7 protein-coding genes and 2 pseudogenes are annotated in these 11055 nt (G+C 44.0%); 4 read left to right on the top strand and 5 right to left on the bottom strand.

What is annotated here, in order from left to right:
- Positions 1-119: 119 nt before the first annotated feature.
- Together trxA and AACT52_RS08330 are read right to left on the bottom strand one after the other, a co-directional pair.
- On the bottom strand, positions 120-467 hold the full coding sequence (trxA, locus tag AACT52_RS08335; RefSeq protein WP_073636495.1) for a thioredoxin: 348 nt from the start codon (positions 465-467) through the stop codon (positions 120-122).
- Between the two features lie 358 nt (positions 468-825).
- Positions 826-993, bottom strand: a complete 168-nt coding sequence (locus AACT52_RS08330; RefSeq protein WP_198941125.1) for a hypothetical protein — start codon at positions 991-993, stop codon at positions 826-828.
- Positions 994-1236: 243 nt separating this feature from the next.
- Between AACT52_RS08330 and AACT52_RS08325 the strand changes: the two genes are divergently transcribed.
- Complete coding sequence (locus AACT52_RS08325) at positions 1237-1368, top strand: hypothetical protein (RefSeq protein ID WP_272937158.1); 132 nt, start codon at positions 1237-1239, stop codon at positions 1366-1368.
- A 74-nt stretch (positions 1369-1442) separates the two neighbouring features.
- Here the strand turns inward: AACT52_RS08325 and AACT52_RS08320 are convergent, their stop codons facing one another.
- A complete protein-coding gene (locus AACT52_RS08320; RefSeq protein WP_073636493.1) occupies positions 1443-2405 on the bottom strand; it encodes a protochlorophyllide reductase in 963 nt (320 codons plus the stop codon).
- Positions 2406-2642: 237 nt separating this feature from the next.
- Positions 2643-3314 (bottom strand): annotated as a pseudogene (locus tag AACT52_RS08315) (GNAT family N-acetyltransferase); the annotation flags it as partial.
- 348 nt (positions 3315-3662) lie between these two features.
- On the opposite strand from AACT52_RS08315, the gene AACT52_RS08310 reads away from it, so the two are divergent.
- Positions 3663-5708, top strand: coding sequence for a cytochrome-c peroxidase (locus AACT52_RS08310; protein WP_083630824.1), 2046 nt, complete (start codon positions 3663-3665; stop codon positions 5706-5708).
- A gap of 463 nt (positions 5709-6171) precedes the next feature.
- On the opposite strand, the gene AACT52_RS08305 is transcribed toward AACT52_RS08310, so the two are convergent.
- On the bottom strand, positions 6172-6945 hold the full coding sequence (locus tag AACT52_RS08305; protein WP_073636492.1) for an amino acid ABC transporter ATP-binding protein: 774 nt from the start codon (positions 6943-6945) through the stop codon (positions 6172-6174).
- Positions 6946-7183: 238 nt separating this feature from the next.
- Here AACT52_RS08305 and AACT52_RS08300 point away from each other — a divergent pair.
- Positions 7184-8826, top strand: a pseudogene (locus AACT52_RS08300) (ABC transporter permease subunit).
- Between the two features lie 104 nt (positions 8827-8930).
- Complete coding sequence (locus AACT52_RS08295) at positions 8931-10949, top strand: potassium channel family protein (RefSeq protein WP_073636489.1); 2019 nt, start codon at positions 8931-8933, stop codon at positions 10947-10949.
- The last annotated feature ends 106 nt before the right edge of the window (positions 10950-11055 follow it).

Here is an 11055-nt window from a genome sequence, read left to right as displayed (position 1 = left end):
AGGTGGTGAATCTTCCGCTTTCAAGCCCCACGCCGCGATAGCTGGGGTTAGTGACCATTAACTCACTCGTATGTCAACCTCCTGCTTTCACCTTTGAAATTTTGTTTGGTTACTTACCACTACTCTTTAACAAGCTTCATATGTTTATCAACAGCGCTGCTAAACTGCTCGTAAGAAGAAACTCCTACAATTGTTTCTGCTAAGGAACCATCAAAGAAAATTAAAACCGCTGGAATGCTGCGAAGCCCGAATTTTTTGAACATCGGCTTGTTGTTATCCACGTCTACTTTAACAACCTTGGCGCGACCTTTGTATTCCTGGGCGAGCTTATCCATTAATGGACTAATCAGGCGACAAGGACCACACCAAGTAGCAGTAAAGTCAACAATAACAACTTTTTGTTCACTTAAAAGAGCATCAAATTCGCTTTCTTGAATGTAAGCAACTATCTCAGTTTCACTAGACATTTCTTAATTCCTTAATATCGAACTAAAGTTTTAGTAACAAGGTGACTCTATAAACTAATAGTACGAGCGATTGCCCACTTTGCAACAGAACCATAGTTGACAAGTCGCAAGTACGCTCCCACACTGCCCTCAACTACCCGTTTCATCGCGCGTACTGAAAAACTGCGGTGCCTCATTACCAGTTAACTGGTAAGAAGTCCACGACGTTGACGGAAAAATCGCCCCGAAAGTACTGGTATACAAAAATCGCAATCTTTCATAGGGCATCTTACGTCGGAGTGCAGATTTTTCGCTCGTTTTTACCCAACCCCACAACTCATATCTTCGCCAGCGCTGCTTTTCGATATCTGCACGATAACTACGGCTCTATTCCTTCATCAATCCAAACATCAATTGCTGTTTTTACCTCTAATTCAGTCACGCTAGACCATTCTTTTTCGTTAATAGTTGTTTGAAATACCGCCCTTTTACCGTGACCAACTTTTTCTATTGCGTGTCCGCGATACATTTTTTTAGGCTTAATCATTTTTATTGACTTTATTGACTATTTTAACCAAAATATAGCGGCTGCCATGTTGGTTAGGACAAAGACCGCTACGGATAGCTGTAACCAGCCGCTCTGTTAAATTTGCCAATGTCCTAAGCTGTTTGACCACGGCTATACTATAAGCAAAACTCAATGCAGTGAAGCTACAATCCACATGAAGTGCGATCGCTATATAAACCTGTTACAAGTTTGTTAAAAAACTTACCTCGAAAAACTCGAAAAATGCACCGTACGGACTCCGGTCAAACTCCGACTTGCCTTTACAGTCGCCTAGCCATGCTCAAAATTTGGCGATACAAGATTAAATTGCGTTGGCGGTCGTTGTTGCGGATGCGATCGCACAGTTTGTCATAAGCTCATATCAGCAATCGATGGATTGATCGATAAAGCGATCGCTCCACCGATTGGTAACGCCCAGTCGTAGCTCGTTACGCAAGTCCAACCAGCTTGGCGCTTAGTTCCCACATGCGATCGCCTTTTTCATCATCGCGGGCTTGAGGAGAGACCTTTTGAACAAAGGACTTACCATTTTTCTTCTGTCGATTCCCCCAGCTCCAATAAGCACCAGATTGTTTGTACTCGGGATCGGCTACCACCACTGCGACTCGCTCGCCAGCCAACTCCTGAGACACGTACCCCCCGGTGATGTACTTTTGGAATTTTGGGAAGAGTTTCTGAAACAGGGGATAATGGTTGCGGAATAGTGGCGTTTCTGCAACACACCCCGGATAGAGAGAGGTGAAGGTAATCCCGGTGGATTCGTGATAGCGTCGATGCAGCTCTCGCATGGTCAGCACATTGCAGACTTTGCTGTCCTTGTAAGCCTTAACTGGTTCAAACTTCTTGCCATCAATCATCGAGATTGGCTCTTTAAATCCTGCTGCAAAGCCATCCAGATTTCCTAAGTCCGGACGCGGCGGAATCTTGCCGCCAAGCTCGTCTGGATTGTGCGTCACGGTTCCCAAAATCACCAGCCTCGGATCGGAAGAGGATGAGTGCTTCAGGTCTTCAAGCATAAGGTTACACAAAAGGAAATGACCGAGGTGATTTGTGGCAACGCTCAACTCATATCCTTCAGGCGATCGCAACGGCTCTTTTAGTAAAGGCATATAAATTGCGGCGTTGCACACCAAAGCGTCTAGGGACTTTCCGCTTGATCTGAAGTCCTTGACAAACTGTCGAACACTTTCTAAAGAAGCTAAGTCGATATGCATGAGCGTGTAGCTGTCCTGGGACATTCCCACCGTTTGGGCAGCTTTTTCAGCCTTCGCTAAATCCCGACAAGCCATCACCACATGCCATCCCCTTTGGGAAAGTGCTTTCGCGGCGTACAAACCGACCCCTGAGGATGCGCCCGTGATCACGACCGTTGAGTTCGGATGTTGTTCCATTCTGTTCAGACTTCGTTGACTGTCGTTGACTGTCTCTATGATCTCACACCACGCTCACCACCAGCGTTGATTTTTCGAGATGTTCTGCGGTTATTATTGACACTCCGTTAACCTAAGGTTGGGGGTGAGTCCCATGCTTAGGTTAACGGATGACCTTAAAAAGAACACAACCTTAAATCAGTGAACAGTGAACAGTGACCAGTGACCAAAAAACTGATAACTGATAACTGATAACTGTTAAAAGAAATCAGCCATCCAAGGAGATGCGCCAGCAAATATTTGAGTTGCGGCTGACATGGCTGTTTCTGTAGCATCCAGTTGTCCTGCAAGCTGCAACTGCTGTGGGGTAAATAAGCCCGTGTACAGAGGTGCCAATCCTTTAATGTCTAGCTTCATCTCGCCCTTTCCGCCGCTTGTGACTTCACCACGTCCATTGGCAACAGACAGAATGAATCTCCCATTGTTTTCAGCAAGCAGATCATCTTGAATTTCCAAGTGCAGTTCGGCTTGAATTCCTGGTGAATAACCACGCTTTTCCAAAGCTGTACTCACATTAATCACGCGTAGCATCCAACGCTTGGCAGATTTTTGCTTGGCAGTTTGTTCTGGCAGGAGTAAAGTTAGGGAGTCGTTAGCAGATCCTCTCCATCGCACATATTTGATTTGGGAGCGATGATTGGCAAGAAAGCTCCACAAAGTTTGTGCAGCAGCGGTTGTGAGAACTGTCCAATCCCTCAGCCGTATAGAAGAGCCATCTTGGTTTTGATGCTGGCTGAAGATGATGTAGCCTTGGGGTTGGTCTGCATAACCGATAAGATAGGCGTAGACTGCTTCATTCTCATCTGGTCTAGATATGCGCTGCCAAAGACCTTGGTGTCGGTCTAAAAGTCCATTATTGAGTCTTGCCTGATGCGAGCATCGCCTCACCCAATACATTCACCCCAATGGGGGATGTAGTAGTCTGTCAATCTAGAGTTGATGGGTTTAGACTGACGCCCAGACACAGAGACACAGGGACGCGGAGAATTTTATGATCCCTGAAATGAAAATTGACACATTAGTAGAGATAAGAGTGAGGCGAGAATTAAGTCAATTTTGTTTCAGTTTCTGTTGTTTCGTGTTCTTTACTAAGAAGTATAAATTTTATCTAACAAATGTTATAGGCTTTGTCCAAAAAATATTTAGACTTCACACCTTTTTAACAGCTAAAAGTTTTAAGAGTGATAGCTTTACAAAAGCAGAATCAACATTGTGCTTATGATCACATTACTGGGTCTAATTCTAGTACCCACATTAATTTACCTACTACTTAGCTTTTTAGGTAAAAAAAATAACTCTTTAAGCCTTAGGCGACTGGTATCAAGAAACTCAAAGGGGATAGCAATTGCTGTAGCAATTTCTATAGCAATTCTCGGTGGGCATACTGTATCAGCCCAGACGGGACCGCCGCCTTTAGCTTCACTTAAGGGTGTAAAGGTTCCAGAACCTGATAACCTCACAGACTTCATTAAGGATAAAACAGCCGCAATTAAGTTAGGAAAGGCTTTTTTCTGGGATATGCAAGTCGGCAGCGACGGCTTGCTATCCTGTGCCAGCTGTCACTTCCATGCTGGAGCTGATAACAGATCCAAAAATCAAATAAGCCCTGGTCTTTTGGCTAATCCAAAGGATACAACTTTCCAAGTAGGGTTGGCACCAAACTACCAACTTAGCAAAGAAGATTATCCATTCCACAAACTCTCAGATCCAACAAAGCAGGATAGCCAAGTTCTATCTGATAGTAACGATGTCACCTCCTCCCAAGGAATTTTCAATGTTCAGTTCAAGGATGTCGTTCCTGGTCAGGCGGAGGACAAAGTAGAAACCAAGCCCGATCAAGACGGCTTTCGCGTGGCAGACACAAATGTGCGCCGAGTCGAGCCGCGCAACACGCCAACGGTCATTAATGCAGTGTTCAACTTCCGCAACTTTTGGGATGGAAGGGCGCAGAACATCTTCAACGGTCAGACTCCCTTCGGCTTGAGAGACCCCAATGCCTTTGTTGGGAAGGCAGACAATCCAAGTAAGCTAGAATTAGTTAAAGTCAGCCTCAAAAATTCGTCTTTAGCTTCGCAAGCGGTAGGTCCACCGCTCAGTTCTTTTGAGATGTCCGCTGATGGTCGCACCTTTGAGGAAATTGGCGATAAGTTCGGAGACGTTGACAAAAAATCTAACAGCGCAGCCAAAGGCAAAAAGCTTCCAAGAAAACTAGGTAAGAAGTTACTTCCTCTTCGTCCGTTAGGCAAGCAAGTTGTGCATCCGGAAGACAGCGTTTTAGCTGCTGAGAGTAGATCGCCTCAACCCGGTCTGAAGACAGCGACCTACGAGAAGTTGATTGAGGATGCCTTCAAGCCAGAGTGGTGGAAGTCTAACCGCATGATCCAAATTGATGACAAGGGTCAACGGAATATTGTCAAAAAGCCAGATAAATCTTTGGCTACCAACGAGTACACGTTGATGGAGTACAACTTCCCACTGTTCTTTGGGCTGGCGGTTCAAACGTACGAGTCCACACTCATATCCGACGATACACCGTTTGACCGTAATGTCTTAACTGAGCAGCAACAGCGGGGTAAAGATTTATTCAATGGTAAAGCTGGGTGCATTGGATGCCATAATGGAGCAGAATTTACCAGTGCTTCGGTTAGCAACGTAAGTAAACAACGAATCGGGTCCATTACCATACCGAACGTTGCAACATTCGCCTTTGACAATGGCTTCTTCAATGTTGGCGTCAGACCAGTTTCAGAAGATCCTGGTGTTGGTGGGAACGACCCATCTGGTAACCCGCTTTCTGAGACGCGAGTGACTCAGCAAGGTAAATCCCTAGCCCTGCTTGGCGAAACCTTAAGTGTTCCAACTGGCTCAACCGTAGTTGCGGATGGAGGCTTTAAGGCACCCGGACTCCGCAATGTAGAACTCACCGCTCCCTATTTCCACAATGGTGGACAGTTAACTCTAAAGCAAGTGGTAGAATTCTACAATCGTGGCGGAGACTTCCCTGGCGGTGCTCTTGTCCCGCTTGGGTTAACCGACGCTCAAAGAGATGACTTAGCAGCTTTCCTAACAGCACTCACCGATGAGCGAGTCCGCTTGGACAAAGCCCCCTTTGACCACCCACAACTATTCGTCACCAATGGACATCCAGGTAACACTATATCGGTTACCAACGACGGCAAAGGACAAGCTACAGATGAACTGCTGGAAATTCCTGCTGTTGGTCGTAACGGTGACAATGGAACTCCGAATTTCTTGCAACCGTAGTAGCGGTAATTGACCATTACAGATGCGGAACTGGGAGCCGCACCTAAGACAATTCCTAATTCGTAAATTGGTGATTACCAACTCAATCACCAATTACGAATTACACTTTTCCTACATTCCATACATTTGTATTAAGCTAATGTGCATTTAATTTGCACTAAGTCGACGGGTTGTCTAACCCATTCCACAAGAGGTTTATCAAATTCAGATATGTAAGTGAAATGACGATTAGGTTAATACAAAAATAAATTAATAATTAGAATTGTTTTAACATTCACAGTTCATAATTCTTTCTTCTTAGAACCGATTTATAAAGTAAACCTTAAATGTTAGAGTGAGTTACGCGTTGCTTTAACGAACCACCAAATACGATGCGTTACGGCAAGCTCTCACTCTCTCAAACTTCCAAATGTTTACATAGCCGTAACACATCCTACTTAATATTTACTTTATAAATGACCTCTTAACCTTTAATTCCCAACTCTCTACCATTGAGACGACTGAGAAAAGTACGTAGGCGATCGCTCTCTGGATTAGAGATAACTTTGGCAGCAGGACCTTGTTCTACCACAACACCTTGGTCCAAAAATATCACTCGATGTGCCACTTCACGGGCAAATTGCATTTCATGAGTCACAACTACCATTGTCATACCTTCTGCTGCTAGTTGCTGCATGACTTGTAACACTTCACCAACAAGTTCCGGATCTAGGGCGCTGGTTGGTTCATCAAAAAGCATGACTTGGGGGTTCATACACAAACTGCGGGCAATAGCTGCCCGTTGCTTTTGTCCACCCGAGAGTTGTTCTGGATAGGCAGATGCTTTGTCAAAAAGTCCAACTTTTTCGAGATAAAATCCCGCCAGTTGTGTACTTTCTTTCGCGGATTTCCCCAGCACTTTACGCGGAGCAAGTGTGAGGTTTTCTAGTACGCTCAAATGAGGAAACAGGTTAAACTGTTGGAAAACCATGCCTACTTGTGTTCGTAGTTCTCGCAGTTGCCTGTTGGTGAAACTAGGTTGCGATAGGTCAATACCGTTGACTACTAAACGCCCACAATCTATATTTTCCAAGCGGTTGAAGCAGCGCAGCAGAGTACTTTTGCCACAACCAGAGGCACCAATGACTGCTACGACTTCTCCTCGTTTGATTTCGCCCGTGATTCCCTTAAGCACTTTTAGGGAACCATAGCTCTTTTCAATGTTTTCAAAGAGAATCGCAGGGGTGGAATTGTCCATTTCCCATGTTTATTACACTATAGTTAATTATAGCTGAACAGCCGGGAATGAGAAAAAACAAAAGTTAAGCTAGTACGTATTTAATAGATTTAGTTTTTCATGTCATCGATAGCATAAAATACAAGAAATAATTTTTTCTACAGTTGATAGAAACTTATTACTCGCTTCTGTAGTACCTGAAAAGATGATTCTTTGAAAATCTCATCTGTGTTAGCAATTATTTATCCGGAAAAAAACAATGTTCGAGCAAAAAATTAGGCGATCGCATTTCATTAAACATTTTTTAGCAGGTTTTGGTGCAGCTATCATTTTGTCAGCTTGTGACTCAACCAGCAATACTAGCAGTTCCTCTAAGAACGGAAATTCTCAACAAACAGCTACAGCAGGTAAAACCATCAAGGTTGCCACAGACGGAACCTTTCCGCCCTTTGTATTTAAAGGAACGGGAAATGAAATTGTGGGTTTTGACATTGACGTGATCAAAGCAGTCGCAAAAGTAGCTGGAATGACAATTGAATTCCAGACTATGCCTTTTGATGGCATGATTCCTGCACTACAGGCAAATACTGTAGATGCAGCCGTCGCTGCTATGACGATAACACCGGAACGCGCCCAGACAGTATCCTTTTCCCGACCTTATTTTAAAGCAGGGTTGGCGATCGCAGTCCGCCAAGACAACGCAACTATTACCAACTTAGATAGTTTAAAAGGCAAAAAAATTGCCGCCCAAATTGGTACAACCGGAGCTAAAAAAGCCAGAAGCATTTCAGGTGCCGAAGTGCGGGAATTCGACTCAGCCCCTTTAACTTTCCAAGAACTAGCAAATGGCAATGTGGATGCAGCCATTCATGATGCTCCCGCGATTCAAGAAGCTATCAAGACTGGTAACATCAAAGGTATAAAGGTAGTTGGCGAACTAGTTACCGAAGAATATTATGGCTTTGCCCTGCCGAAAAACTCTCCCAACCTCAACGCCATCAACACAGCTTTGACAAAGATAATTTCAGATGGTACCTACGCTCAAATTTACAAAAAGTGGTTTGGTGCAGAACCTCTAAAACTGCCAGAAAGTGTGCCAGGTTCCTCATGAGGACTGGGGATAATCAATTCACGCCGCCGCATTCACGCATTAGAAGTCTCTTCCTCATCACCCCACCTCCCCACCACTCCATAATGATTCAAAGTCTAACTATCATTCTCAACGCCCTGCCAGATTTACTTCTTGGCGCTGTAGTCACACTTGAGATTACTGCACTGTCCGTGATTTTTGGAATGATTGGCGGCTCCTTGATAGGAATTGCCCGACTTTCGCCAATTGTGCCTCTGGGATGGGCAACTCGCGCTTATATCGATTTCTTTCGCGGTACACCTCTGCTTGTGCAGATTTTTATGATTTACTTCGGCTTACCAGCATTGGCGCAAAGCTTAGGCATACCCCTGCGCTTCGACCGTTTAGTTGCTGCGGTTGTTGCTTTGAGCCTCAACTGTGCTGCATACATAGGCGAAATTGTTCGCGCTGGAATTCAATCGATTGAACCAGGACAAGCAGAAGCAGCAAACTCTTTGGGTATGAGTGGAGTCCAGATCATGCGCTACATCATCTTTCCCCAAGCGTTGCGTCGCATGATTCCACCACTAGGAAATGAATTTATTTCCCTGCTCAAAGACACCAGCCTCGTAGCAGTCATCGGCTTTGAGGAATTATTCCGACGCGGTCAATTAATTGTCGCTAATACTTATCGTGCTTTCGAGATTTACACCGCAGTTGCCTTGGTTTACCTAGTTCTCACCTTGGCTGCATCTCAATTTTTCTCTTTTCTGGAAGTTTGGATGAACCCAATCAAGCGTAAGAAAGCAAACCAAACTAGGTTGAGTATCTGAAATTATCTCAGATGAATGCAACTAAATGCCTCAATTACCTTTCTGCGATCACAATCTTTACAATTACAATAAATTCAAAGATGTACTGACAACTAGTGGTAGAGATGCATCAAGTGGCAAAGCCCGAGGTGCTTTTAGATCAGTTTTTAGTTTGTGGGCTGGGTAGTTTAGGTCAACATTGTGTTGTCGCCCTCAAGGAATTTGAGGTCAGCGTAATTGCTATTGACAAAAAGCTGCCTGAAGACTGGGAAAGTGGTCACATTCCAGATTTATTGGATAACTTACTCATTGGTGACTGTCGTCAGCTTAATGTTCTAGAGCAAGCTAAAATCCAGCAGTGCCGAGCAGCCATTATAGTCACTAGTAATGAGCAAGTCAATGCAGAAACAGCTTTAGCAGTGCGGAAACTTAATCCTAAAACTCGCTTGGTTATCCGTTCATCCAAAAAAAATCTCAATGAATTATTGAATGAACATTTAGGGAATTTTGTTGCCTTTGAACCCACTCATCTGGCTGATCCAGCTTTTGCTCTTGCTGCTCTTGGTACAGAGACAATAGGATTGTTTAACTTAGAAAAACAGTGGCTGCAAGTTGTAAAACGCACTTTATCAGCAACTGACCATTGGTGCAACAACCGTTTGTTATACGAATTCAATACTCACAACCGTCGGATTCTCTATCACACATCTGGCGCTGCTGGTACATTCCAATCCTTCTATGAATGGGAACCAGATGCACGCCTTATGCCAGGAGACACGATTGTTTATATTGAGGTAACAAAACCAACTACCGCTGATTCTAATAAATTGATAAGAAACACCAGGTATAACCCTTGGCGCTTATTAACAAGCCTTAAACGCCTCAATTGGGTAACTATTAACCAGCAAGTTACTGAATATTGGCGGAAATCTGATGATAATCAGTTCAAGCGAGTGGGAATTATCTGTGGAATTATTGTAGGGTTTTTATTGCCATTGGGAACAGTTTTGTATCAGCTGAACTATCCCAAAATTAGCTTAATAGATGCTTTTTTGACCTCAGCGATGCTGCTTTTGGGGGGATTTGGTGATTTGTTTGGTGGTTTTAATCTTACAGTTCCTGTTCCTCTTTGGTTGCGGTTTATTAGCTTGGGAATGACAATTGTCGGTACAATTTTAGTAGGAATACTCTATAGTTTCCTGACAGAAAGACTCTTAGCTGCTAAATTTCAGTTAAGTAAGCGGCGTCCACCCATTCCTCAAAAAGACCATGTAGTCTTGGTAGGGCTTGGTGAGATTGGTCAAGGAATTGCAGAGATTTTACAACAATTCAAGCAGCCGTTTGTTGGCATCAACTTAAATACAGATTTTGACATGGCGATTTTGCCGGAGATGCCACTTATTACTGGTTCCCCAAAAGGGTGTCTTTCCAAGGCAAATCTTAAGACAGCAAAAAGCGTTGTTGTAGTGAGTGATGATGAAATGCTGAATTTGGAAATTAGCCTGATGGCTGATGATGCCAATCCAAAAAGCAATTTGGTTATCCGCACCATACGGCAAGCCTTAAGCGATAGTTTGGCTGAACTCTTACCGAATGCTCAAGTAGTGTGTGTCTATGCCGTAGCTGCTGAAGCCTTTGCCGGAGCAGCATTTGGGGAAAATATTATTAACCTGTTCCGCATCTATCACAAAACTATTTTGGTAACAGAATACCAAATTGAAGCTGGTGATACGCTTAATGGATTACTGTTATCGGAAGTTGCCTATGGCTACGGAGTTATTCCAATTCTCTACCAAAAAGAAACAGAAATGCCTAAGCTCATGCCCTCTGAAGATACCCGTTTAACTGTGGGCGATCGCATGGTAGTGTTGGCAACAAGTGATGGTCTACAGCGCATTGAGCAAGGAGGAAGTAGCATCACACCTAAAAGCTGGCAGGTACAGGTTGCAAGAGCCTTGACAGAGGAGGCAAAGTTTGAGGGGGCTAATGTTCTTGCCCGAATTGCAGGATGCAGTCTCAACACAGCTAGAAACTTGATGAAAAATTTACCAGCAACATTGCATTCACCACTCTATAAACATCAAGCTCAACGTCTTGTTATGGAACTACGTAAAGCTCAAGTTATTGCAACTTGCTTCCGTTAACCCCGCATTGACACCACTTGTTTCCCGATCAAAACCAACGCAACACCAATGATCACAATCAGCGTCACCTGACCACCAGGAACAAGCGGTTGACTCAAGCTATTCG

The organism is Scytonema sp. HK-05, assembly GCF_963872035.1.
Lineage (GTDB): Bacteria > Cyanobacteriota > Cyanobacteriia > Cyanobacteriales > Nostocaceae > Kalymmatonema.
Note: the sequence above shows the minus strand (reverse complement) of the source record. Positions and strands in the feature narration are given on the sequence as shown.